Here is a 22,397-nt window from a genome sequence, read left to right on the forward strand (position 1 = left end):
TTCACGATAGGTTCGCGCGCTCCCCCTGTCCACAATCTCGATCAAGATTGCCCCTGAGGACAGGGGGGGCAATAGCTAATCCCGCCAGCTCGGGTCGATCCGGTCGATGGTCCGCACCATTGCCTGAAAGTCGGGCACACCCGGCCCCGTCGGCAACTGCACGCCGGAAAGGTCGCGCTGGTGCACGGCGATCACTTCGGGCGGGATGTTCATCGGCGTTCCCGCCGCGCCGGCCGCCACCTGAATCTCGCAGGCGCGCTGGAGCAGCCAGTGCCTCAGGAACGCTTCGGGCAGGCTTTCCGCCATCACCAGCGTGCCATGATTGCGCAGCAGCATCACGCGCTTCGTGCCCAGATTGGCGATCAGCCGCTCGCCTTCCTCCGGGCGGATTGTCACGCCCTCGAAATCATGATGCGCGATCTGGCCGGTGAAGGCGGCGGCGTAGAAGCTGATCGGGCGCAGCCCTTCGGCGCAGCTGCTGACCGCCATGCCCGCCGTCGTATGCGTATGGATGATGCAATGCGCGTCGGGCAGGTGGCGGTGGAACACGCTGTGCTGGGTGAAGCCTGCGCGGTTGACCGGATAGGGGCTGCCATCCAGCACATGACCGTCAATGTCGATCTTGACGAGGTTCGACGCCTTCACCTCGGCATAGGTGAGGCCGAACGGATTGATGAGGAAGGCATGGTCTTCCCCCGGCACCCGCAGCGTGATGTGATTATAGATGAGTTCCGACCAGCCCATATGGTCGAATATGCGGTAGCAGGCGGCGAGCTGCTGGCGCGCTTCCCATTCGGCGGCGGACATTTCCGATTGTCTGGCGGCGGTGGCCATGGCGATCCTTCTCCATCTTTTCTATGCCGCCACTTTGCCACAGTCGCCGGGAAAGTCGAGATTTCCGCCACGGGGCTTGAATTTGCGGGGGACCGCTGGTAGGGCGCGCCGCACATGGCGCAGGGTGACCTGCGACGACTCACTGGCTTTGCTATTCGGGCGGCCCGTCGGGAAGGACAGACAAGTCCCGGCGAACCGTCCGTTTTCGATTGGAGATTGACGGACTTATGCAGATCATCGTTCGCGACAACAATGTCGACCAGGCTCTTCGCGCGCTCAAGAAGAAGCTGCAGCGCGAGGGCGTGTATCGCGAAATGAAGCTGCGCCGTCACTATGAGAAGCCGTCGGAAAAGCGCGCCCGTGAAAAGGCCGCTGCGGTCCGCCGCGCCCGCAAGATGGAGCGCAAGCGCGCCGAGCGTGACGGCGTCCGTTAAGACGCTGTCCTGACGCGGGCGGCCTTCGCGCCGCTTCGTCACCGCCGATTTCCCTGCTTTTCATCGCGAGCACGCTCCCATGTCCACGACGGCCGTTCCCCTTCGTCCCATCGCCAAGGGTTCGCTGACCCGCCTGTGGATCGGCGTGGCGCTGGTCGCACTGGCGGCGGGCGGTCTCGCCTGGGCGGGGCAGCAGGGCGTGGAGCCGTCGCCGGCCGCCTTTCTGGTCCAGAACGGCCATGCGAGCGGCGTGGTGACGACCGAATCGGGCCTCCAGTATAAAGTGCTGGAGGAAGGCACCGGTCCCAGCCCGACGACGACCGACATCGCGCTGGTGGGCTATAAGGGCACCCTGCTCGACGGCACCGTCTTCGACGAGAATCCGCAGGCGCCGATGCCCATCGACGGTGTCGTCCCCGGTTTCTCCGAAGGTCTGCAGAAGATGAAGAAGGGCGGCAAATACCGCCTCTGGATTCCGCCGCAGCTCGGTTATGGCGATCAGGCGGCGGGTCCGATCCCGGCCGGATCGGTGCTGGTGTTCGACGTGACGCTGCACGATTTCAAGTCGAAGGCGGAACTGATGCAGCTCCAGCAGCAGATGCAGCAGCAGGGCATCGCGCCGCAGCCCGGCCACTGATCGAACAGAGCCGTGGGAAATGAAGAGGGGCCGCATCACCGGCCCCTTTTTCATGTCTTCAGGACGGCTCGTCCGGATTGGAGGCAAAGGACAGCGCGTCGGCGCTCCCCAGCTTCTCTTCGCCCGCGAACAGCCGGTCGAGCCGCGTCTTGATATCGCGGCGGAACGCGACGGTGGCGACGGATCGCGGCGCGGACACTTCGATGTCGCAGGCGATCGCATTCTTGATCCGCTCGATGGCCGGTTCGTCCAATATCCCGGCGTGCCTTAATTCCTGACAGAGCTGGAGTAGGCCCGCCGCGGTCGCATGCGCGCGCAGGCCCACGTTCGACATGTCGAAATGCAGCTTCTTTTCCCGATCCAGCCCGATTGCCATGGCTCCGCCTCACTCCTCTTCCTGTCGCCACCCTACCATAAAGCGCACCGCGCCGCACGCCACCTCATAGCGGGTTTCAGCTCCTGAGGACGCCCGTCTTCTTCGACCGATGTTCGGCGTCGAGCGCGCGGGAACGCTCCTCCAGATAAACCTTCATCATCGCAATCAGCGGATCGGCGAGGAAAAGCCCCATGATCCCGAACAGCGCGCCCATCAGGATCTGCGCCGCCAGCACCAGCGCGGGCGCAAGGTCGACCGCCCGCCGCGCCACCATCGGCACGATCAGATAGCCATCGACGATCTGCACGGCGAGATAGACGCCGACCGCGTAAAGTCCGGTGTTCGTCCCCGCGGAAAAGCCCACCAGCACGATCAGCGCGCCCGATATGATGGAGCCGATATTGGGCAGGAAGGCGAGCAGGCCGGTCAGGATACCGAGCAGTCCCGCCATCGGCACGCCGCCCGCCCACAGCAGCAGCCATGTGCCCACGCCCTCCACCGTCATGCCGATCAGCCGCCCGAACATCAGGCGGCGCAGCGTGCCGCCCATCTTGTCCGCGATCCGGTAGAAATGCGCGCGCCGGTCCATCGGCATCATCCACGCGACGCCGCGCTCGTAGAGCTTGGGTTCGATGGCGATGAAGATGGCGAGCACCAGCATCATGACCCCGGCGGTGATCGCGCCCACCGCCGTGCCCACAGCTTTGGTGACGCGCCCGATGCTGCCCAGCGCCTGCTGCGCCAGGCCTTTCAGATCGTTGGGCGTCGTCGTGACGCCCAGTTGCTGCATCCATCCGCCGATCCGCGCGACCTGCGTTTCGACGATGGTGCGCATCGCCTGCGCCTGCGCGGCGAGGCTCGATCCGGTGAGATAGACGGTATAGGCGAGAAACAGCACCGCGCCGATCAGCACAATGGCCAGCCGCCAGCCGCGCCCTATCGGCAGAATCCGGCCCAGCAGCCGCGTGCCGCCGTCCATCATCGTCGCCAGCACCAGCGCGCCGAGGATCAGCAGCAGCGGCTGCGCCAGCACGACCACCAGCGCAATGGCGACGGCGATGGCGAACCATACGCCCGCGCGCTTCATCTCATGCTGGGCGAGCGGGCTGCGCAGGTCGCTGGGGCCGGGTTCCTCGACATGGCTCGGCGTGTCGGTCATGGCAGCCCCCTTGCGTCCGCCCCGGACGCCGGGCGGCGGTTATTGCGCGGGAGTAACGCCTGCCGCGCGCAGGCTGTTCCCCGCCCGGCCGCTGCGGAAGGCATGGAGCCAGCTCAGCGGATTCCACGTCGCGTCACCGTCGAGGCTGAAAGTGATGAACTCCGCCCGCCCGCCGATCGCCTCCCACGGCACCGGCCCGCCAAGCCCGTTTTCCTCCAGCGGCGCGCGGCTGTCGGCGCTGTTGTCGCGATTGTCCCCCATCAGGAAGACATGGTCGGCGGGCACCCGCACCGGCCCATACCAGTCGAGCGCGCTCGGGCCGGTGTCGATGATGGTGTAGCTCCTGCCGTTGGGCAGGATTTCCTGCCGCACCGGCAGTTCGCACCAGCTTTTGCCCGATGCGTCCGTGACCAGCGCGCCGGGGAACTGGATCGGCGGGCAGGGGGCGTTGCCATCGACCGGGATGCGCAGCGGTTTCAGCATCCGCTGCCGCACCGGGGTGCCGTTCAGGATCACCTGACCGCCGCGCACTTCCACAATGTCGCCGGGCAGCCCGATGACGCGCTTGATATAATCCTCGCGCCGGTTCTGCGGGCTGACGATGACGATGTCGCCGCGCTCGGGCAGGCGACCGAGCAGCCGCCCCTTGAGGAAGGGCAGGGGATGGAAGCTGGGCGAAACGTATGACCAGCCATAGGGGAATTTGCTCACCACCAGCCGGTCGCCGGTCAGCAGCGCCGGCATCATCGATTCGGACGGTATGTAGAAGGGCTTGGCGACGAAGCTGTGGAAGGCGAGCACGGCGAGGATCAGCAGCGTGATGCTCTTGACCTCCTGCCACCAGTTGATCCGCCTGTCTTCGGGCGCGGCCTGCTGCTGGGCGATGGGCGGGGCGTCGGGCTGGTCGATGGCCGTCACGGGCGCGCTTTCTTCTGGAGGCTGCGTCTCGCTCAAAGCGGCAGCGCCTCGATGATGACGAAGGCCTGCGCCCATGGATGATCGTCGGTGAGCGTCAGGTGAACGACCGCCTTATGCCCCGCCGGGATCATCGCGTCGAGCCGCGCCTTCGCTCCGCCGGTCAGCGCCAGTGTCGGCGCGCCCGACGGCGCGTTGACGACGCCGATGTCCTTCATGAACACGCCCGCCTTGAAGCCGGTGCCCACCGCCTTGGAAAAAGCCTCCTTGGCCGCGAATCGCTTGGCGAGCGTGCCCGCGCGGGTGAACGGGCGGCGGGCGGCCTTGGCTTGCTCTACATCGGTGAAGACGCGCTGCACGAAGCGGTCGCCGAACCGGTCGAGCGAATTCTGGATACGCTCGATATTGCAGAGGTCCGATCCAAGGCCGATTATCACCTAAACATCCTCGTCACCGCGCCAGATCCATCTGCCGCCGCATCTCGCGGATGCTCGCTTCGAGGCCGCCGAAGATCGCTTCGCCGATCAGGAAATGGCCGATATTGAGTTCGGCGATCTGCGGAATGGCGGCGACGGGGCCGACATTGTCGAAGGTCAGGCCATGGCCCGCATGCGGCTCGATCCCGTTCTTCGTCGCAAGAGCGACGGCATCGGCGATGCGACGCAGCTCGGCGGCGCGCGCCGACCCGTCCAGATGCGCATAAGCCCCGGTGTGAAATTCCACCACCGGCGCGCCCAGCGTCATCGCCGCCTCGATCTGCGCCGGGTCCGCTTCGATGAACAGGCTGACGCGGATGCCCGCTTGCGTGAGCTTCGCGACGATCGGCTTGAGCGTCGCCATCTGCCCCGCAGCGTCCAGCCCGCCCTCGGTCGTGCGCTCCTCACGCTTTTCCGGCACGATGCAGGCGGCGTGCGGCCTGTGCCGCAGCGCGATGTCGAGCATCTCCTGCGTCGCCGCCATCTCCAGATTCAGCGGCACGTCGAGCGACGCCATCAGCATCGCTATATCCTCGTCGCGGATATGCCGCCGATCCTCGCGCAGATGCGCTGTAATGCCGTCCGCGCCCGCCTTCACCGCCAGCAGCGCCGCTTTCACCGGATCGGGATGCGCGCCCCCGCGCGCGTTGCGGATGGTGGCGACATGGTCGATATTGACCCCGAGGCGGAGCGGCGCGCTCATGGCCCCTGCTACTTCCGGCTGCCCGGCTTGATGGCCGGGATGGCGGCGAGTTCGGGCGGCACGGCGTCCGCCTCATAGACCGGGAAGTTGATCGACACGAGCGGGTAGAAGGGGACGCCAAGGTCCACTTCGCCCGCCGACCGGTCGACCAGCGCGGCTTCGGCGATGACGACGCCGCCTTCCTTCTCCACCGCCTCGATCGCCTGACGCGAGGACAGGCCGGTCGTCACGACATCCTCGACCATCAGCACCTTCTGCCCCGGCGCGATGGCGAAGCCACGGCGCAGCTCGAACACGCCCTCGGGCCGTTCGAGGAACACTGCGTCCTTGTCCAGCGCGCGCCCGACCTCATGCCCGATGATGAGGCCGCCCATGGCCGGGGACACGACCAGATCAATCTCCTGCCGCAGTTCGCGGGGCAGCTTCTGCACCACCGCGCGCGCGAGCCGACCGGCGCGCTCGGCATTCATGAGCACGCGCGCGCATTGCAGATAATTGGCGCTGCGGCGGCCCGAAGAGAGGATGAAATGCCCTTCGAGCAGCGCCCCTGCCGCCCGGAATTCCGCCAAAATGTCCTCGTCAGTCATGCCGCCCTGTCGTCCGTCCTGTCATCCATGCCGCGCAGGCCAGCATGAAGTCGCTGCCTCGCCGCCCAAAAATCCGCACGGCGCGCGATGCGCGCCCGCCATGATCGCGCCCCTGTGCGCGGAAGTGCCGAATAGGCGGCGCGGACATGCGTTGCAACAGCGAAGAAAATCTGCTCCATCAGCGCTTGAGGCATCGGAAAAGCCTGCTTATAAGCCGCGGCAGACCGGACGGGCGAGGGGCCAAAGCGCATGTGGAGTGCGTCTTCGTTGCAGCGGCGCCAAGGGGTTAGGGGTACGAAGACGTTATGAACAAGGTGAAATCGCTCGTTCTTGCGGGGTTACTGGCCTTCGCGCCCGCGCTCGGAATGCACGGCGCGGCCCATGCGCAGGGCAATGAATCCGCCAGCACGGCGCTGGCGACGCCCGTGGACGCCGATCCCAAATCTTCCGACGTCGGTGCGCCCGCCGATTCGGCCGACGCCAATGTCGCGAATGTGAGCGCAGCCGCACCCGCAGCCAAGGTCGCCGCGCCGCCGCGCATGAAGCCGACCGAAGGCATCGGCATGCCGCGCCCCGGCGAAATCACGCTCCAGGAACAGTTCAGCCCCACCGGCCACACCGCCCGCTGGCTGCACGATGTGATGCTGGTGCCGATCATCACCATCATCTCGCTCTTCGTGCTCGGCCTCATGCTCTATGTCATGGTGCGCTATCGCCGCAGCGCCAATCCGGTGCCGTCGAAGACCTCGCACAACACGCTGATCGAAGTGCTCTGGACGGTCGTCCCCGTCATCATCCTGCTGGCCATCGCGGTGCCCTCCATCGGCCTGCTCGCCGACCAGTACAAGCCCGCGCCCAAGGATGCGCTGACCGTCAAGGTCACGGGCTATCAGTGGTATTGGGGCTATGAATATCCCGACAATGGCGTGCCGGAATATGTTTCGAACCTGCTGCCCGAAGACAAGGCGAAGGCCAATGGCGAGCCTTATCTCCTCGCGCCCGACAACCGCCTCGTGCTGCCGGTCGGCCGCCCGATCAAGCTCATCATCACCGGCGCGGACGTGATCCACAGCTTCGCGGTGCCCTCGCTCTGGCTCAAGATGGACGCCGTGCCCGGACGCCTCAACGAAAAGAGCGTATTCATCGAAAAGCCGGGCGTCTATTACGGGCAGTGCTCGGAACTGTGCGGCGCGCGCCATGCCTTCATGCCGATCGCGATCGAGGCGCTGCCGCCCGCGCAGTTCGACCAGTGGCTGCTCTCGCAGGGCGGCACCGTGAAGGCGCAGCCCAAGACCGCCGAAGCCGCGCCCGCCGGCGCGCCGGCCAAGATCTGATCCAGGGGTTCTGAAGTCATGACCACCATCACAGCCGATCATCACGGCGATCACGCCCACGATCACCACGATGCCGATCACAAGCCCGCCTTCTTCCAGCGCTGGTTCATGTCCACGAACCACAAGGACATCGGCACCCTTTACCTGATCTTCGCGATCATGGCCGGTCTGATCGGCGGCGCGATCTCGGGTCTGATGCGCGCCGAGCTGGCGCAGCCGGGCATCCAGTATCTCCACGGCTGGGCGCAGATGATGGACGGTCCCGACGCCACGCTGGATCAGGCCTATCACCTCTGGAACGTGCTCATCACCGCGCACGGCCTCATCATGGTCTTCTTCATGGTGATGCCCGCGATCATCGGCGGCTTCGGCAACTGGTTCGTGCCCATCATGATCGGTGCGCCGGACATGGCCTTCCCGCGGATGAACAATATCAGCTTCTGGCTGCTCATCCCCGCCTTCCTGCTGCTGCTCGGCTCCAGCTTCGTGCCCGGCGGCACCGGCAACGGTGCGGGCACCGGCTGGACCGTCTACGCTCCGCTGTCGACCAGCGGTTCGGCGGGTCCGGCGGTCGACATGGCGATCCTTTCGCTCCACATCGCGGGCGCTTCGTCGATCCTCGGCGCGATCAACTTCATCACCACCATTTTGAACATGCGCGCGCCGGGCATGACCCTGCACAAGATGCCGCTGTTCGTCTGGTCGGTGCTCGTCACCGCCTTCCTGCTGCTGCTGGCGCTGCCCGTGCTGGCCGCCGCCATCACCATGCTGCTGACCGACCGCAATTTCGGCACCACCTTCTATGACGCGGCGGGCGGCGGCGATCCCGAACTCTACCAGCATCTCTTCTGGTTCTTCGGCCATCCCGAAGTCTACATCATGATCCTGCCGGGCTTCGGCATCGTCAGCCAGATCGTCTCGACCTTCAGCCGCAAGCCGGTGTTCGGCTATCTCGGCATGGCCTACGCGATGGTCGCGATCGGCGTCGTCGGCTTCGTCGTGTGGGCGCACCACATGTTCACGACCGGCATGTCGGTCAATGTGAAGATGTATTTCACCGCCGCCACCATGGTCATCGCGGTGCCGACCGGCATCAAGATCTTCTCGTGGATCGCGACCATCTGGGGCGGCTCGATCAGCTTCAAGACGCCGATGGTCTGGGCGCTGGGCTTCATCTTCCTCTTCACCGTGGGCGGCGTCACCGGCGTCGTGCTGGCGAATGGCGGCGTCGACGACGTGCTGCACGACACCTATTATGTCGTCGCGCACTTCCACTACGTCCTGTCGCTGGGCGCGGTCTTCTCGCTCTTCGCGGGCTTCTATTACTGGTTCCCGAAGATGTCGGGCCGCATGTATAACGAGTTCCTCGGCCACCTGCATTTCTGGGTGTTCTTCGTCGGCGTGAACCTGCTGTTCTTCCCGATGCACTTCCTGGGCCTGTCGGGCATGCCGCGCCGCTACCCCGACTATCCCGAAGCCTTCGCCTACTGGAACAAGGTCGCCTCCTTCGGCTACGAGATCATGGCCGTGGGCGTCATCATCTTCCTGGTGAACGTCTTCTGGTCGCTGTTCGCGGGCCGCAAGGCGGAAGGCAATCCGTGGGGTGAGGGCGCGACGACGCTGGAATGGACCCTGCCCAGCCCGCCGCCCTTCCACCAGTTCGAGACCCTTCCGGTCGTCGAGTAACAGACAGGATGCCCGGATCGTCCGGGCATCCGCGCGAGCGGGCAGCGGTCGAACGGCGACAGGCTGCCCGATTGCCACAATCGGGCCGCGCGCCGGAGGGCGGCCGTCCGATGCAAGAGGAAATGATGGCCAGTTCGCCGATCCTGCCTGCCACCATGCTGACGGACGCCCGCGCCGCGCCCATGCCCGCGCACTGGCGGGATTTTGTCGCGCTGACGAAGCCGCGGGTGATGACGCTGGTCGTGTTCACCGGCCTATGCGGCCTTCTCGCCGCGCCCGGTTCCATCCACCCTGTCCTCGCCTTCACCGCCATCCTGTGCATCGCTCTGGGCGCAGGCGCCGCCGCCGCGCTCAACCAGTGGTGGGAAGCCGACATCGACGCCAAGATGAAGCGCACCGCTTCCCGCCCGCTCCCCGCCGGGCGCATGGAGCGGCACGCGGCGCTGCATTTCGGCGTTGGCCTCTCCTTCTTCTCCGTGATCCTGATGGGCATGGCGACCAACTGGCTCGCCGCCATCGTGCTTGCCGTCTCGATCCTGTTTTACGTTTTCGTCTACACCATCTGGCTCAAGCCCCGGACGGCGCAGAATATCGTCATCGGCGGCGCGGCGGGCGCTTTTCCGCCGGTGATCGGCTGGGCGGCGGTGACGGGCGACGTCAGCGCGCTGCCGGTCGCGCTCTTCATGCTGATCTTCTTCTGGACGCCGCCCCATTTCTGGGCGCTCGCCCTGTTCGTGAAGACGGACTATGCCGCCGCCGGCATCCCGATGCTCCCGGTCGTGTCCGGTGAGGTCGCCACGCGGCGGCACATCTGGTTCTACACCGCGATCATGGCGGTCGCCGCGCTCGCGCCGGTGGTGCTGAACCTGACCGGCGTGATCTACGGCACCGTCGCGCTGGCGGGCACGGCTCTGTTCGCCGTCCTCGCCTTCCAGGTCTACCGCCGCCGCGAGAGCGATCCCGCGAGGATGGCGCCGGAACGGCGGCTGTTCAGATATTCGATCCTCTATCTTTTCCTGCTGTTCGGGGCAGTGGTCGCCGACCGGTGGGTGCTGGCATGACGCCCGAGGAGGAAAAGCTGATCCGCGCCCGGCAGAAAAGCCGGGCCATCGTCACCGGGCTGATCCTCGGTTTCCTCGTCATTCTCTTCTTCGCGATCACGCTGGCGAAGATCGGCGCGAGTCACGCAATCTGATGGCCACTCTTCCGCCTTCCCCCTTCGACCGCGACCGCCGCAACCGCCGGACCATGATGGCCGCCGCGCTGGTCGGCCTCACCATGCTCGCGCTCGGCTTCGCCTCCGTGCCCCTCTATCGCATCTTCTGCGAACGGACCGGCTTCGGCGGCACGACGCAGCGGGCCGAAGCCGCGTCGCATGTGAAGGTGGCGTATGGCCACACCATGTCGATCCGCTTCGATTCGAACGTCGCGCCGGGCATGCCCTGGCAGTTCCGGCCCGAACATCCGACCCAGACCATCACCGTGGGCGCGAAGAACATGGCGATCTTCATCGCGAAGAACATGTCGGACAAGCCCGTGACCGGCAGCGCCGCCTTCAACGTCACGCCGACGCAGGCGGGCGCCTATTTCACCAAGATCCAGTGCTTCTGCTTCACCGAGCAGACGCTGCAGCCGGGGCAGGAGGTGCGGATGCCCGTCATCTACTATGTCGATCCCAGGATTCTCGACGACCCCGACAACAAGGACACGCAACAGATCACCTTGAGCTATACCTTCTATCCTGTTGAGCAGGACAAGAAGGCAAGCTAAGCACGCACGATCACAGGAGCAGGGAAGACCGGTCATGGCAGGCGCAAAGACCCACGATTATCATATTCTCCCGCCCAGCATCTGGCCGCTGTTCGGCTCGATGTCGGCGCTGGTGATGGCGTTCGGCGCGATCATGTTCATGCATCCCGACGCGATGGGGCCAAGCGGCGGCTGGGTCTTCCTGATCGGCCTTGCAGGCGTGCTCTTCACCATGTTCAGCTGGTGGGGCAATGTCATCGCCGAAGCGCATGCGGGCGACCATACGCCGGTGGTGCAGCTTCACCTGCGCTACGGCATGATCCTGTTCATCGCGTCCGAAGTCATGTTCTTCGTCGGCTGGTTCTGGGCCTTCTTCGACTTCTCCCTGTTCCCGAGCGCGCTCGCGCCCATCGAAGGGCTGTTCCCGTCGAAGGGGATCGAGGTCATGAACGCGTTCGAGCTGCCCCTGCTCAACACGCTGATCCTGCTCTGCTCGGGCACGACCGTCACCTGGGCGCACCATGCGCTGATCCATGGCGACCGCGACGGCCTCATCAAGGGGCTGTGGTGCACGATCATCCTGGGCGCGCTGTTCAGCAGCATCCAGGCCTATGAATATGCTCACGCGCCTTTCGGCTTCGGCGGCAGCCCCTACAGCTCGGCCTTCTACATGGCGACCGGCTTCCACGGCTTCCACGTCCTCGTCGGCACGATCTTCCTGATCGTGAACCTCGTGCGCGCCTATAAGGGGCACTTCACCCCGCGCCAGCATTTCGGCTTCGAAGCCGCCGCCTGGTATTGGCACTTCGTCGACGTGGTGTGGCTGTTCCTCTTCGTCGCCGTCTATGTCTGGGGCGGCTGGGGCGCCGAAGTGCACGGCGGCTGATCGCCCGGTCCCTGATTTCACGAACGGCCGGTGCAGCGATGCGCCGGCCGTTTTCTTTTGCGCCGGCGCAGGGTAGGAACCGGGCATGAGCGATGCCCGCCGATCCGTGCCTGTCCTCCCCACCCTCGTCGTCCTGCTGGCGATCGCCGTCATGATCGGCCTTGGCGTCTGGCAGTTGCAGCGGCGGGGGGAAAAGGCGCAGGCGCTCGCCTTCGCGGCGGCCAACCCCGCCCGGCCCTCCATCGCCTTCCCCCGATTGCCGCCGGTCGATCCCGCCATCCTCTTCCGTCCCTCCTCGGTCAACTGCCTGCGTGTCGTCGGCTGGCAGGTGGAGGCGGGCCGCGCGGCGGACGGCTCCACCGGCTATCGCCACATCGCCCAGTGCGCGACCGGCGCGGAAGGGCCGGGCGTGCTTGTCGCCATCGGCGTCGGGCAGAAGCCGGACGACAGGCCGCAATGGACCGGCGGCCCGGTGCGCGGCTGGATCAGCGAAGAGCCGGACCATCGCGCGCTGCTGACCCGCATCGCCGGGAAAGCGCCGCCGCTCCGGCCCATGCTCATCGCCGCTGCCGCGCCGCCCGGCCTCAAACCGCTCGCCCCGCCCAGCGTCGATGACATCCCCAACAACCATCTCGCCTATGCGGTGCAGTGGTTCTTCTTCGCCGCCGTCGCCGCCATCATCTACATATTGGCGCTGCGGAGGCGGAATATTGCCGCTGGGGGTCCGCCAAAGCCTTAATTGCTTGCCGATGGCCGAGCCGGGCGTTACCGCGCTTGCCCATCATGCAGTATCAGAGCACCAGAGGGAGCGCGCCGACGCTCGGGTTCGAGGATGTGACGCTGGCGGGCCTTGCGTCCGATGGCGGCCTTTACCTGCCGGGCGAATGGCCCGCCTTCACCCCCGACCAGATCCGCGCGCTGGCGGGCCTCTCCTATGTGGAAACGGCGGTCAGGGTCATGGCTCCCTTCGTCGCCGGTGCGCTCACCGAAAACGAACTGCGCGATCTCTGCACCGCCGCCTACGGTCGCTTCAGCCATCAGGCGGTGACGCCGCTGGTCCAGCTCGATCACCAGCACTGGCTGCTCGAACTGTTCCACGGCCCGACGCTGGCGTTCAAGGATGTCGCGCTGCAACTGCTCGGCCAGTTGTTCGAACGGTTCCTGTCGCGCCGCGACGATCACCTGACCATCGTCGGCGCGACATCGGGCGACACCGGATCGGCGGCGATCGACGCGGTGGCGGGCCGGGCGAAGATCGACATCTTCATGCTCCATCCCGAAGGCCGCGTGTCCGACGTGCAGCGCCGCCAGATGACCACCGTGCTCGCGCCCAACGTCTATAATATCGCCATCGACGGCAGCTTCGACGATGCGCAGGCGCTGGTGAAGGCGATGTTCAACGACGCGGACTTCTCGCGCCGTTTCAACCTGTCGGCAGTGAACAGCATCAACTGGGCGCGACTGATGGCGCAGGTCGTCTATTATTTCTACGCCGCCGTGCGCCTTGGCGCGCCGGAGCGGGAAGTCGCCTTTTCGGTGCCCACAGGCAATTTCGGCGACGTGTTCGCAGGCTATGTCGCGGCGAAGATGGGCCTGCCCGTCGCAAAGCTCATCGTCGCGACCAACGTCAACGACATCCTTCACCGCGCCCTGTCCGAAGGCGATTACAGCCAGGGGCAGGTGGTGCCGACCGCGACGCCCAGCATGGACATTCAGGTCAGCTCCAATTTCGAGCGGCTGCTGTTCGACGCGGGCGGCCGCGATGGCCTTGCGCTTGCCGAACAGATGCGCGGGTTCGAGGGCAGCCGGGCGATGCGCCTCACCAATGCTCAGCGCGAAGGGGCGGCGCATCTCTTCTCCTCCGCGCGCGTCGATGCGGACGGCATGACCATGGCGATGCGCTGGGCCTATGACGCAGCGGCGCAGGTGATCGACCCGCACAGCGCCATCGGCCTTGCCGCCGCGCGCGAGGCGCAGGTCGATGCCTCGATCCCGGTCGTCACGCTGGCGACCGCGCATCCCGCCAAGTTCCGCGATGCGGTAGAGCGCGCCATCGGCATCCGCCCGCCGGTTCCGGGCCGCGTCGGCGACCTGTTCGCGCGCGAGGAAAGCTATGCGAAGCTCCCCGCGACGTTCGAGGCGGTGACCGCCTATGTCGCCGGGCGTGCGACTCCGCGGACGTGACAATCACCGTTCGGTTCGAGCGAAGTCGAGAGCCGGACGAGCACGTGTCTCGACTTCGCTCGACACGAACGGACCGATAGATGGAACTCAAGACCCTGATCGGCGAACCCTGGGCCGACTATGGCCTGCTCGATTCGGGCCATGGCCGCAAGCTGGAGCGTTATGGCCGCTTCCGCTTCATCCGCCCCGAACCGCAGGCGATGTGGGCGCCCGCGCGCGATGACTGGCGCGCCGACGCGGAATTCGTCCCCGGCTCCGACGAGGAGGGCGGGGGCCGCTGGTTCTACGAAAAGCCGGTGCCTGCCGAAGGCTGGCCGCTCACATGGCGCGAAGTCACCTTCCAGTCGAGCTGCACGCCCTTTCGCCACCTCGGTTTCTTCCCCGACATGGCGCCGATATGGGACGACCTGCGCGCCGCCATCGCCGACAAGCCCGACGCCGAAGTCATGAACCTGTTCGGCTATACCGGCGTCGGCACGCTGGGCCTTTCCGCGGCCGGGGCGAAGATGGTGCATGTCGACGCGTCAAAGAAATCGGTGGCGCAGGCGCGCGCCAACGCCGCGCTGTCGGGCATGGAGGACCGGCCCGTCCGCTGGATCGTCGAGGATGCGGCGAAGTTCGTCGCGCGTGAGGGGCGGCGCGGTCGGCGCTATGACGGCATATTGCTCGACCCGCCCAAATATGGACGTGGTCCCGATGGCGAAGTCTGGCGGCTGGAGGAAGATTTGCCCGGCCTCATCGCCAATTGCCGCGCGCTGCTCGACGCCGACAGCCGCTTCCTGTTCCTGACCGTCTACGCGGTTCGCATGTCCGCGCTCGCCATCGGCGAATTGCTGCGTCAGGCGTTCGCGGACCTTCCCGGCACGGTGGAAGCGGGCGAACTGGCGGTGCGGGAGGAAGCGCGCGGTATCGCTCTGCCCACCGCCATCTGGGCGCGCTGGAAACGCTGACCGGTCAGGCTAGTGTGGTGGATTTGAAATACGCTACATTTGCGGCCAAAGGGCGGGCGTATTTCAAATCCATAAACCACACTAGAATCAGAAATTTGCTAGTGGCCCTGATGAATCTGAAGTTCGTTCAGCCTTGCCCGGTAATGCGACGAACTTCAGATTCGGGCCACTAGCGTCAGATAGATTTCGGCCTCGATCACCCAGCGCCCGCCAGCCTCCCGCCATTTGGCGCTATAGTCGCCCGACGCCTGCACCGCGCCGCCGACGCTGCCCTGCCAGCGCCCATGCTCCATCGCGACCGGCTCGACCGGAGACGCGACGATCCTGTCGGGCGTGCGTGTGTAGACCATGCGGTCCTTCGCCGCGAACTCGCGCTTCCACGCCATCAGTTGCGCCTTGCGTCCGGCGATGACGGCGCTGTCCGTGCCCGTCACCATCACGGCATCGGCGGCGAGCAGAGGCCCGATGGCGGCAAGGTCGCCCTCCGCCAGCGCCCGGTTGAACGCGGCGCGTGCGACACGGATGGCGATGTCGGCAGCAGCGGTCATGACGCAGACGCTAGGCCCGTTCGTTTCGAGCGAAGTCGAAAAACAATCGCACTGCATCCGACGCTTCTCGACAGGCTCGAAGCGAACGGAGGGGGGGCGCTCACCCGCACCGCGCGGAGGTGATCGTCATCGCCTCGTCATAGCTGACCGTCAGCCGATCCGCGCGAAAATCCATCGTCATCGCCATGCCGGGACCGCCCCAGCGCAGCGTCCGCGCGCCCGACGCCGCCATCAGCGCCGCACCCGTCTCCGCACTGGCCTTCTGCCCGACGAAGCGGTCGAGTCCCTCATCACGGCACGCCCCTTCGGCGGCGGCGGGCGGTGTCGCCGGCCTCTCGCCCGCCGTGCAGGCCGCCAGCGCCAGCAGGCATCCCGTCGCCATCGTCCCCCGCATCGCCGCTCTCCTCATTCGGTGCGCGTCATCTTGAGCCGCCCGTTCTTCACAGCGAACGCCATGCGCCCTTCGACCAGATCGACCGCATCGCGCCCGAACTGCTCGTAGCGCCAGCCTTCGAGGATCGACAGCCCCTCGCGCACGCCCGCCGCCAGCGCGTCGATGTCGTCGGTCCGCGCGATCAGCCGCGCCGCCACATTGATGTCGCGCGACCGGATCTTGAGCAGCAGCTTGAGCAGGTCCGCGACCAGCGCCCCGTCCTTGCCCAGTCCCGGGCGGCGCGGTTCGCGGTCGGGCATTTCGTCGCGCGAAAGCGGCTGATGCTTCGCCAGTGCGTTCATCAGCCGCGCACCGATGTCGTTGGTCTTCCATGTGGCGGAAAGCCCGCGCACCTTGCCGAGGTCTTCCTGGTTCCGCGGCGGATGGCTGGCCATGTCCGCCAGCGTCTCGTCCTTGACGATGCGGCCGCGCGGCAGGTTCTTGTCGCGCGCTTCCGTTTCGCGCCATGCGGCGAGCGCCTTGAGCCGCCCGAGCACGTCGGGCTTCTTGCTGGCGATGCGCACGCGCTGCCACGCCTGCTGCGGGTCATTCTCGTAATTGGACGGATCGCTGATCCGCTCCATCTCCTGATCCAGCCAGTCGCCGCGCCCGGTCTTGCGCAGTTCGTCCAGCATCTTGGGGAAAATCTGGATCAGGTAAGTGACATCGCCGATCGCATAGTCGATCTGCCTCTTGTCGAGCGGCCGCCGCGCCCAGTCGGTGAAGCGCGCGCCCTTGTCGAGCTGCACCCCCATCCACGCATCGACCAGATTGCCATAGCCGATCTGCTCGCCCAGCCCCAATGCCATCGCCGCGATCTGGGTGTCGAACATCGGATGCGGCGTCTTGCCGGTCAGGTTGTGGACGATCTCAATATCCTGCCCGCCGGCATGAAAGACCTTGAGCACATCCTCATTGTCCACCAGCAGATCGAGCAGGGGCTTCAAGTCCAGACCCGGCGCCTTGGGGTCGATGGCGGCTGCCTCATTGGGATCGGCCACCTGCACCAGGCACAGCTCGGGCCAATAGCTGTTTTCCCGCATGAACTCGGTATCGACGGCGATGTAGGGCGATTGGGCGATGCGGGCGCAGAAATCGGAAAGCGTCTTGCTGTCGGTAATCAGCGGATGGATTTGCATATGGTCTTCGATCTTATTATGGGCTGGCCCGCTCCCCGGCAGGCTCGTCGAACCATCGACGCACTGGCCATAGCGGGGCTGCACCAATTTGTCATTTCCGTAAAACGCCACTGAAAGATCAAAACGCCATGCACGCCTATCGCACCCACACCTGCGGCGCCCTGACGAAGGCGGAAGTCGGGAACGAGGTTCGCGTGTCGGGCTGGGTGCACCGCAAGCGCGACCATGGCGGCGTGCTCTTCGTCGATCTGCGCGACCATTATGGCATCACCCAGATCGTCGCGAAGGCGGACAGCGATCCGCTGACGATCCTCGAAACCCTGCGCCTTGAATCGGTCGTCACGATCGAGGGCAAGGTGGTCGCGCGCACGGCCGAAGCGATCAACTCCAGGATGGCGACCGGCGAGATCGAGATCGTGGCCGATTGCGTGACGGTGCTTTCGACCTCAGCCGAACTGCCCCTGCCGGTGGCGGGCGAGCAGGACTATCCCGAAGATATCCGCCTGCGCTACCGCTTCCTGGACCTGCGGCGCGAGACGCTACACGCCAATATCGTCAAGCGCACCCAGGTCATTCGCGACATGCGCCGCCGGATGGAGGATGCGGGCTTCACCGAATATTCGACGCCGATCCTGACCGCCTCCAGCCCGGAAGGCGCGCGCGACTTTCTGGTGCCGAGCCGCATCCATGCCGGCAAATTCTACGCCCTGCCGCAGGCGCCGCAGCAATATAAGCAGTTGCTGATGGTTGCGGGCTTCGACCGTTATTTCCAGATCGCCCCCTGCTTCCGCGACGAAGACCCGCGCGCCGATCGGCTGCCCGGCGAATTCTACCAGCTCGACCTGGAAATGAGCTTCGTGACGCAGGAAGACGTCTGGAACACGATGGAGCCGGTGATCGCCCAGGTGTTCGAGGCGTTCGCCGACGGCAAGCCCGTGACCCCGGCGGGCAGCTTCCCGCGCATCCCCCACGCCGAAGCGATGCTGAAATATGGCAGCGACAAGCCCGACCTGCGCAACCCGATCCTCATTCAGGACGTGACCGAACATTTCCATGGGAGCGGCTTCGGCATCTTCGCGTCGCTCGTCGAAAGCGGCAGCGTCATCCGTGCGATCCCCGCACCGGGCGCGGGCGCGGGCAGCCGGAAATTCTTCGACGACATGAACGTCTGGGCGCGGGGCGAGGGCTATTCGGGCCTTGGCTATATCAACATCAAGGATGGCGTGCCCGGCGGCCCCATCGCCAAGAACCATGGCGAGGAAGCGACGGCGAAGCTTATCGCGGCGCTCGGCCTTGGTCCCAATGACGGCGTGTTCTTCGCGGCGGGCAAGGAATCGCAGGCGGCAAAGCTCGCCGGTCTCGCCCGCATCCGCGTGGGCGAGCAGCTCGACCTCATCGACAGGGACCGGTTCGACCTTTGCTGGATCGTCGACTTCCCCTTCTACGAATATGACGAGGACGAGAAGAAGCTCGACTTCGCGCACAACCCCTTCTCGATGCCGCAGGGCGGGCTGGAGGCGCTCAACACGCAAGACCCGCTGACGCTGAAAGCCTATCAATATGACATGGTCTGCAACGGCTATGAGATCGCGTCGGGTTCGATCCGCAACCAGTCGCCCGAGGCGATGGTCAAGGCGTTCGAGCTGGTGGGCCTGTCGCAGTCCGATGTCGAGGAGCGTTTCGGCGGCCTCTACCGCGCCTTCCAATATGGCGCGCCGCCCCACGGTGGCATGGCCGCGGGCGTGGACCGCATCGTGATGCTGCTGTGCGGCGCGCAGAATCTGCGCGAGATCACCCTCTTCCCGATGAACCAGCGCGCCGAAGACCTGCTGATGGGCGCGCCGTCACAGGCGGAACTGAAGCAGTTGCGCGAACTCCATATCCGCGTCGTGGAGCCGCAGGCGAAGGCGTGAGTTTTTCCCTTTACGCCGTGCGGGCCACAGGTCCAGCATGGCGCATGAGGGAAAGGACGCGCCCATGACCATCGACCTTGCCGATTACGAGACCGGCGCGAAATACAGGGGCGACTATGACGCCGATCTCGCCGCGCTTCAGCAGCGGCTGGCGAAGATTCAGGTCGCGCACATCCTCCACGACCGGCGCAGCGTCATCCTGCTGGAGGGCTGGGACGCGGCGGGCAAGGGCGGCATCATCAAGCGGATGACTGCCGACTGGGACCCGCGCTATTATCAGGTCCATCCCATCGCCGCGCCGAGCGAGATCGAGCGCGACCATCATTTCCTCTGGCGCTTCTGGACGCGCCTGCCCGCCGGGCGCAACATCGCGATTTTCGACCGGAGCTGGTATGGCCGCGTGCTGGTGGAACGGGTCGAGGGCTTCTGTCCGAAAAAGGACTGGAAGCGCGCCTATGACGAAATCAACGCGTTCGAGGCGCAGCAGATCGACGCGGGCACCAACCTCATCAAGCTCTTCGTCCACATCACACAGGAAACGCAGGACGAACAGCTCGCCCAGCGGCTCGACACGCCGTGGAAGCGGTGGAAGACGGGCGCGGACGATTACCGCAACCGCGCCCGCCGCGCCGACTATCTCGACGCGATGCACGCCATGTTCAAAAAGACCGACAGCAAGCGCGCGCCATGGGACGTGATCGACAACAACCATCGCAAGGCCGGGCGCATCGCCGCGTTGAAGACGGTCGCCGACCGGCTGGAAGCGCTGGTGCCGATGGATTTCCCCGCCGCCGATCCGGCGGTCGTCGAGCTTGCGCATAAAGCCTTCGGCTATCGCCCCGGAAAAAGCTGAAACCCGCGGAAAATGTGGGTTTGTCACGGAACTGTCATCAAATCCTAACGCCTCGTTTACCATTGTCCCGCTAGGCAGGCGGCATGTTCCCTGCCGCCCGCATCGCTCCGCCCGACGGTCCCCTCATCGCTGCCCTGCATCGGGGCAGCGCGTCTTCCGTCGTGCGCCTTGGCCAGCCGCTCAGCGAAGCGGTCGACCGGTTCCAGCAGGATTCGGCGCTCCGCCTCCTGCCCGTGCTCGACAGCCACGGACGCCCGGCCGGCGCGATCTACGAGCGCGACATGCGCCGTATCCTGTTCAATCCCTTCGGCCACGCCCTTCTGCGCAACCCCAGTTTCGGCGGGCGGCTCGACGACCATGTGAAGCCCTGCCCGACGGTCGAGCGGACCGACAGCGTGGAAGCGCTGGTCGACCTGTTCGCGGCGCAGGGGGCGGGGTGCGAAGGGCTGATCGTGACCGACGCGGGCCGCTATACCGGGGTGCTGGGCAGCGCGCTGCTGCTGCGCCTCTCCGCCGAGCGCGACGCGCGGGTCGCGCTGGCGCGCGCCGACCGGGCCGAGCGCATCACGCGTGAAAGCGCGGCCTTCCGGCAGGATATCGCCGCGATGATCACCGGCATGGCGGCGATGGCCGACCAGTTGTCCGCGCTCGCGACGCAGGCCGCATCCCACGCCAGCGCCGACAGCGCCGACAGCGCCGCCATGGCCGTGGCCGCGGCGCAGACGGCGGAGCGGCTTGCCGAACTCGCGGCGGGCGGCGCGGATCTCGCCCAGCTTTTCGCGGCGATGGAGGGTGAAGCGCAGGATGCTGGCACCGCCATCGCAGAAGCCGCCGCGCGCAGCCGCTCAGGCCTTGCCCGCAGCGAAGCCCTGCAGGCCGAAGCCGATCAGGTGGGCGAAGTCGTCGCCCTCATCGACAGCATCGCCCGCGCGACCAGCATGCTGGCGCTCAACGCAGGGATCGAGGCGGCGCGCGCGGGTGAGGCGGGACAGGGCTTCGCCGTCGTCGCGCGCGAAGTGCAGGCGCTCGCCCAGCAGACGCGCGGCGCGGCGGCCTCCATCGGCGGGCGGATCGACCATATGCGCGCCGCCATCGCCGACGTGGCGGAGGGGCAGGCGCATATGAACGCGACGATGACGCGCGCCGACCGGCTGTCCGCCGCCGTGTTCGAAGCGGTGCGCCAGCAAAGCGCCTTCAGCCGCGCCATCGCCGACAGCGTGGCGGAGGCCGGGTCCGCCAGCACCCACATCCGCGCGGGCGCACGGCAGATCAGCGACACCGCACAGCTCCGCATCGCCACGGCGCGCGACATGCGCGACGTCGCCGGGCGGCTTGCAGGCGAGGCGCATCAGCTCGAACGGCGGGCAGGCGGCTTCATCGCGGCGATGGGCGCGGCCTGACATCCCGGCGCGCGATTCTCCGCTGGCGTCCCGCCGCAACCGCGCTAGTCTGATCCTCCATAAGAAGGAGAGGACGCCATGCTCGTGATGTTCGTCGGCACCGACCGGACGCAAACCGCGATCAATCCCGCTCAGGTCACCTTCGTCACGCAGGTGAGCGACGGCACCCGCATCCGCTTCGGCGAAGGGCGCAGCGTCACCGTGACCGAACCGATCGACGCTGTGCTCGACAGCCTGAACCGCGCGCTACGCCCGCACGAATAGGTTATTCGGCAAGCTTGCGAGCAAGCGCCGCCTCCGCTCGCTCGGCATAGGCGAGGCACGGCGTAGGATAGGCGAAGGGGTTGGGCGCGCGCCGTGCCGACAATTGTCTGCGCCGTTCCGCATCGCCTTCAAGCGGGTGGGACGCGATGACGATGTCGCAGCGCTGCGCCTTCATCGTCGCGATGCTGGAACGGAAAGCCTCGACGAAGCGGCGATGCGCCGGGTCCGCGAAGCGCCACCCGTCCGCTGCCGCCGGATTGAGGCTGGCGGCGAAGAGCATCGTCTTGCACGCCTTCCCCTCGCAACTCCTCCAGCGCCAGCTCATGCTGCCCAGCGTATGACCGGGGGTGGCGATTGCCGTGACTGCGACATCCCCCAGCCGGATCACCTCGCCGTCGCGCGCCGTGCGCACGCGGGCGACACCGGGGAAGTGCTCCAGCCAGGCCGCCTGGGGATCGTCCGGATCGCCTCCGCCTTGTCGCAGCACTGCGGCGCCCGCCGCGCTGGCGATCACTCTCGCGCCACTGTCCCGCGCCAGCGCCGCGATGCCGCCGGCATGGTCGAAATGCGGCTCGGTGCTGAGGATCAGCTTGATGTCGCGGACGGAAAAACCAAGGCGACGGATATTCGCCTCCACATCCGCGACCGCCTGAGGCACGGCGCCGTCGATCAGGATCAGGCCGGCGCTGGTGCGGATCAGCGCGACATTAAGCCCGCCGAAGCCGACCAGATAGCTGTTGCCGTAAAGCCGCACCGGCGTCTGCGGCGCGAGCCAGCGTTTTGAACTTTCCGGCGCGATGGGACGGGTGAGCGGATCATCCGCCTTTCCCGCCCCGGTCGCCATCATCCCTGCCAGGCCTATGGCCAGCGCCGTCACCAGTCGCATCCGCTCGCCTTTCCTTTAAGTCCAGCGCAACGATGGCGGTATCACGGCTTC

General features: G+C 66.3%; 26 protein-coding genes. 15 read left to right on the forward strand and 11 right to left on the reverse strand.

Annotation, left to right across the window (positions count from 1 at the left end):
- Positions 1 to 75 precede the first annotated feature (75 nt).
- Positions 76 to 834, reverse strand: a complete 759-nt coding sequence (locus SAMIE_RS18590; protein WP_066695947.1) for a class II aldolase/adducin family protein — start codon at positions 832 to 834, stop codon at positions 76 to 78.
- A gap of 227 nt (positions 835 to 1,061) precedes the next feature.
- On the opposite strand from SAMIE_RS18590, the gene rpsU reads away from it, so the two are divergent.
- Both rpsU and SAMIE_RS18600 read left to right on the forward strand, forming a co-directional pair.
- On the forward strand, positions 1,062 to 1,268 hold the full coding sequence (gene rpsU / locus SAMIE_RS18595) for a 30S ribosomal protein S21 (RefSeq protein ID WP_021226581.1): 207 nt from the start codon (positions 1,062 to 1,064) through the stop codon (positions 1,266 to 1,268).
- 79 nt (positions 1,269 to 1,347) lie between these two features.
- A complete protein-coding gene (locus SAMIE_RS18600; RefSeq protein ID WP_066695949.1) occupies positions 1,348 to 1,905 on the forward strand; it encodes an FKBP-type peptidyl-prolyl cis-trans isomerase in 558 nt (185 codons plus the stop codon).
- Between the two features lie 58 nt (positions 1,906 to 1,963).
- Here the strand turns inward: SAMIE_RS18600 and SAMIE_RS18605 are convergent, their stop codons facing one another.
- The 6 genes from SAMIE_RS18605 to pyrE form a co-directional block, all read right to left on the reverse strand.
- A complete protein-coding gene (locus tag SAMIE_RS18605) occupies positions 1,964 to 2,281 on the reverse strand; it encodes a hypothetical protein (RefSeq protein ID WP_066695952.1) in 318 nt (105 codons plus the stop codon).
- A gap of 76 nt (positions 2,282 to 2,357) precedes the next feature.
- Positions 2,358 to 3,440 (reverse strand): AI-2E family transporter, encoded by a 1,083-nt coding sequence (locus SAMIE_RS18610; protein ID WP_066695955.1) that lies wholly within the window; start codon positions 3,438 to 3,440, stop codon positions 2,358 to 2,360.
- Between the two features lie 39 nt (positions 3,441 to 3,479).
- Entirely contained in the window at positions 3,480 to 4,433 is a 954-nt protein-coding gene (gene lepB, locus SAMIE_RS18615) for a signal peptidase I (protein WP_066695958.1), read from the reverse strand.
- Entirely contained in the window at positions 4,391 to 4,792 is a 402-nt protein-coding gene (gene acpS / locus SAMIE_RS18620) for a holo-ACP synthase (protein WP_066695961.1), read from the reverse strand. Before acpS ends, lepB begins: the two co-directional genes overlap by 43 nt.
- Positions 4,793 to 4,805: 13 nt before the next feature.
- A complete protein-coding gene (locus SAMIE_RS18625) occupies positions 4,806 to 5,534 on the reverse strand; it encodes a pyridoxine 5'-phosphate synthase (RefSeq protein WP_066695964.1) in 729 nt (242 codons plus the stop codon).
- Positions 5,535 to 5,542: 8 nt separating this feature from the next.
- Positions 5,543 to 6,121, reverse strand: coding sequence for an orotate phosphoribosyltransferase (pyrE, locus tag SAMIE_RS18630; RefSeq protein ID WP_066695966.1), 579 nt, complete (start codon positions 6,119 to 6,121; stop codon positions 5,543 to 5,545).
- 305 nt (positions 6,122 to 6,426) lie between these two features.
- On the opposite strand from pyrE, the gene coxB reads away from it, so the two are divergent.
- The 9 genes from coxB (at position 6,427) to SAMIE_RS18670 (ending at position 14,910) form a co-directional block, all read left to right on the forward strand.
- Positions 6,427 to 7,455, forward strand: a complete 1,029-nt coding sequence (gene coxB, locus SAMIE_RS18635; protein WP_066695971.1) for a cytochrome c oxidase subunit II — start codon at positions 6,427 to 6,429, stop codon at positions 7,453 to 7,455.
- Between the two features lie 18 nt (positions 7,456 to 7,473).
- Complete coding sequence (gene ctaD / locus SAMIE_RS18640; RefSeq protein ID WP_066695974.1) at positions 7,474 to 9,141, forward strand: cytochrome c oxidase subunit I; 1,668 nt, start codon at positions 7,474 to 7,476, stop codon at positions 9,139 to 9,141.
- A 122-nt stretch (positions 9,142 to 9,263) separates the two neighbouring features.
- Complete coding sequence (locus tag SAMIE_RS18645) at positions 9,264 to 10,202, forward strand: heme o synthase (RefSeq protein ID WP_408641249.1); 939 nt, start codon at positions 9,264 to 9,266, stop codon at positions 10,200 to 10,202.
- Complete coding sequence (locus SAMIE_RS23480; RefSeq protein ID WP_162849095.1) at positions 10,199 to 10,336, forward strand: hypothetical protein; 138 nt, start codon at positions 10,199 to 10,201, stop codon at positions 10,334 to 10,336. Before SAMIE_RS18645 ends, SAMIE_RS23480 begins: the two co-directional genes overlap by 4 nt.
- A complete protein-coding gene (locus SAMIE_RS18650) occupies positions 10,336 to 10,911 on the forward strand; it encodes a cytochrome c oxidase assembly protein (protein WP_066695976.1) in 576 nt (191 codons plus the stop codon). The genes SAMIE_RS23480 and SAMIE_RS18650 overlap by 1 nt, the downstream gene beginning before the upstream one ends.
- Before the next feature lie 34 nt (positions 10,912 to 10,945).
- Positions 10,946 to 11,776 carry a cytochrome c oxidase subunit 3 gene (locus SAMIE_RS18655; protein WP_066695979.1) on the forward strand — a complete coding sequence of 277 codons (831 nt, stop codon included), beginning with the start codon at positions 10,946 to 10,948 and terminating at the stop codon, positions 11,774 to 11,776.
- An 85-nt stretch (positions 11,777 to 11,861) separates the two neighbouring features.
- The gene (locus tag SAMIE_RS18660) at positions 11,862 to 12,515 is read left to right on the forward strand and encodes an SURF1 family protein (RefSeq protein WP_066695981.1); all 654 of its coding nucleotides are present in this window, start codon (positions 11,862 to 11,864) and stop codon (positions 12,513 to 12,515) included.
- A 44-nt stretch (positions 12,516 to 12,559) separates the two neighbouring features.
- On the forward strand, positions 12,560 to 13,960 hold the full coding sequence (gene thrC / locus SAMIE_RS18665) for a threonine synthase (protein WP_066696762.1): 1,401 nt from the start codon (positions 12,560 to 12,562) through the stop codon (positions 13,958 to 13,960).
- 80 nt (positions 13,961 to 14,040) lie between these two features.
- Entirely contained in the window at positions 14,041 to 14,910 is an 870-nt protein-coding gene (locus tag SAMIE_RS18670; RefSeq protein WP_066695983.1) for a class I SAM-dependent methyltransferase, read from the forward strand.
- Between the two features lie 155 nt (positions 14,911 to 15,065).
- Here SAMIE_RS18670 and SAMIE_RS18675 read toward each other — a convergent pair whose 3' ends face one another.
- The 3 genes from SAMIE_RS18675 to rnd all read right to left on the reverse strand — a co-directional run bounded on the left by SAMIE_RS18675 (position 15,066) and on the right by rnd (position 17,030).
- Entirely contained in the window at positions 15,066 to 15,458 is a 393-nt protein-coding gene (locus tag SAMIE_RS18675; protein ID WP_066695985.1) for a nuclear transport factor 2 family protein, read from the reverse strand.
- A gap of 100 nt (positions 15,459 to 15,558) precedes the next feature.
- Positions 15,559 to 15,852, reverse strand: coding sequence for an I78 family peptidase inhibitor (locus SAMIE_RS18680; protein WP_066695987.1), 294 nt, complete (start codon positions 15,850 to 15,852; stop codon positions 15,559 to 15,561).
- A gap of 11 nt (positions 15,853 to 15,863) precedes the next feature.
- On the reverse strand, positions 15,864 to 17,030 hold the full coding sequence (gene rnd / locus SAMIE_RS18685; protein ID WP_066696764.1) for a ribonuclease D: 1,167 nt from the start codon (positions 17,028 to 17,030) through the stop codon (positions 15,864 to 15,866).
- A 128-nt stretch (positions 17,031 to 17,158) separates the two neighbouring features.
- On the opposite strand from rnd, the gene aspS reads away from it, so the two are divergent.
- The 4 genes from aspS (at position 17,159) to SAMIE_RS18705 (ending at position 21,460) form a co-directional block, all read left to right on the forward strand.
- Positions 17,159 to 18,943 carry an aspartate--tRNA ligase gene (gene aspS / locus SAMIE_RS18690; RefSeq protein ID WP_066695989.1) on the forward strand — a complete coding sequence of 595 codons (1,785 nt, stop codon included), beginning with the start codon at positions 17,159 to 17,161 and terminating at the stop codon, positions 18,941 to 18,943.
- Positions 18,944 to 19,007: 64 nt separating this feature from the next.
- Positions 19,008 to 19,796, forward strand: a complete 789-nt coding sequence (locus SAMIE_RS18695; protein WP_066695997.1) for a polyphosphate kinase 2 family protein — start codon at positions 19,008 to 19,010, stop codon at positions 19,794 to 19,796.
- 83 nt (positions 19,797 to 19,879) lie between these two features.
- Positions 19,880 to 21,196, forward strand: a complete 1,317-nt coding sequence (locus SAMIE_RS18700; protein WP_066695999.1) for a methyl-accepting chemotaxis protein — start codon at positions 19,880 to 19,882, stop codon at positions 21,194 to 21,196.
- 78 nt (positions 21,197 to 21,274) lie between these two features.
- A complete protein-coding gene (locus tag SAMIE_RS18705; RefSeq protein WP_066696002.1) occupies positions 21,275 to 21,460 on the forward strand; it encodes a hypothetical protein in 186 nt (61 codons plus the stop codon).
- A 1-nt stretch (position 21,461) separates the two neighbouring features.
- On the opposite strand, the gene bla is transcribed toward SAMIE_RS18705, so the two are convergent.
- The gene (gene bla, locus SAMIE_RS18710; protein WP_066696004.1) at positions 21,462 to 22,346 is read right to left on the reverse strand and encodes a subclass B3 metallo-beta-lactamase; all 885 of its coding nucleotides are present in this window, start codon (positions 22,344 to 22,346) and stop codon (positions 21,462 to 21,464) included.
- Positions 22,347 to 22,397 lie beyond the last annotated feature (51 nt).

The organism is Sphingobium amiense (genome assembly GCF_003967075.1).
In the GTDB taxonomy this organism is placed as follows: domain Bacteria; phylum Pseudomonadota; class Alphaproteobacteria; order Sphingomonadales; family Sphingomonadaceae; genus Sphingobium; species Sphingobium amiense.

Coding starts and splice junctions, on each gene's coding strand:
- SAMIE_RS18590 (WP_066695947.1), bottom strand. CDS start 834: ATGGCCACCGCCGCCAGACAATCGGAAATGTCCGCCGCCGAATGGGAA.
- SAMIE_RS18700 (WP_066695999.1), top strand. CDS start 19,880: ATGTTCCCTGCCGCCCGCATCGCTCCGCCCGACGGTCCCCTCATCGCT.
- SAMIE_RS18650 (WP_066695976.1), top strand. CDS start 10,336: ATGGCCACTCTTCCGCCTTCCCCCTTCGACCGCGACCGCCGCAACCGC.
- coxB (WP_066695971.1), top strand. CDS start 6,427: ATGAACAAGGTGAAATCGCTCGTTCTTGCGGGGTTACTGGCCTTCGCG.
- SAMIE_RS18675 (WP_066695985.1), bottom strand. CDS start 15,458: ATGACCGCTGCTGCCGACATCGCCATCCGTGTCGCACGCGCCGCGTTC.
- SAMIE_RS18655 (WP_066695979.1), top strand. CDS start 10,946: ATGGCAGGCGCAAAGACCCACGATTATCATATTCTCCCGCCCAGCATC.
- lepB (WP_066695958.1), bottom strand. CDS start 4,433: ATGGGCGCAGGCCTTCGTCATCATCGAGGCGCTGCCGCTTTGAGCGAG.
- SAMIE_RS18605 (WP_066695952.1), bottom strand. CDS start 2,281: ATGGCAATCGGGCTGGATCGGGAAAAGAAGCTGCATTTCGACATGTCG.
- SAMIE_RS18645 (WP_408641249.1), top strand. CDS start 9,264: ATGATGGCCAGTTCGCCGATCCTGCCTGCCACCATGCTGACGGACGCC.
- SAMIE_RS18660 (WP_066695981.1), top strand. CDS start 11,862: ATGAGCGATGCCCGCCGATCCGTGCCTGTCCTCCCCACCCTCGTCGTC.
- rnd (WP_066696764.1), bottom strand. CDS start 17,030: ATGCAAATCCATCCGCTGATTACCGACAGCAAGACGCTTTCCGATTTC.
- SAMIE_RS18680 (WP_066695987.1), bottom strand. CDS start 15,852: ATGCGGGGGACGATGGCGACGGGATGCCTGCTGGCGCTGGCGGCCTGC.
- ctaD (WP_066695974.1), top strand. CDS start 7,474: ATGACCACCATCACAGCCGATCATCACGGCGATCACGCCCACGATCAC.
- SAMIE_RS18670 (WP_066695983.1), top strand. CDS start 14,041: ATGGAACTCAAGACCCTGATCGGCGAACCCTGGGCCGACTATGGCCTG.
- pyrE (WP_066695966.1), bottom strand. CDS start 6,121: ATGACTGACGAGGACATTTTGGCGGAATTCCGGGCGGCAGGGGCGCTG.
- SAMIE_RS23480 (WP_162849095.1), top strand. CDS start 10,199: ATGACGCCCGAGGAGGAAAAGCTGATCCGCGCCCGGCAGAAAAGCCGG.
- SAMIE_RS18625 (WP_066695964.1), bottom strand. CDS start 5,534: ATGAGCGCGCCGCTCCGCCTCGGGGTCAATATCGACCATGTCGCCACC.
- SAMIE_RS18610 (WP_066695955.1), bottom strand. CDS start 3,440: ATGACCGACACGCCGAGCCATGTCGAGGAACCCGGCCCCAGCGACCTG.
- SAMIE_RS18705 (WP_066696002.1), top strand. CDS start 21,275: ATGCTCGTGATGTTCGTCGGCACCGACCGGACGCAAACCGCGATCAAT.
- thrC (WP_066696762.1), top strand. CDS start 12,560: ATGCAGTATCAGAGCACCAGAGGGAGCGCGCCGACGCTCGGGTTCGAG.
- rpsU (WP_021226581.1), top strand. CDS start 1,062: ATGCAGATCATCGTTCGCGACAACAATGTCGACCAGGCTCTTCGCGCG.
- SAMIE_RS18695 (WP_066695997.1), top strand. CDS start 19,008: ATGACCATCGACCTTGCCGATTACGAGACCGGCGCGAAATACAGGGGC.
- bla (WP_066696004.1), bottom strand. CDS start 22,346: ATGCGACTGGTGACGGCGCTGGCCATAGGCCTGGCAGGGATGATGGCG.
- SAMIE_RS18600 (WP_066695949.1), top strand. CDS start 1,348: ATGTCCACGACGGCCGTTCCCCTTCGTCCCATCGCCAAGGGTTCGCTG.
- aspS (WP_066695989.1), top strand. CDS start 17,159: ATGCACGCCTATCGCACCCACACCTGCGGCGCCCTGACGAAGGCGGAA.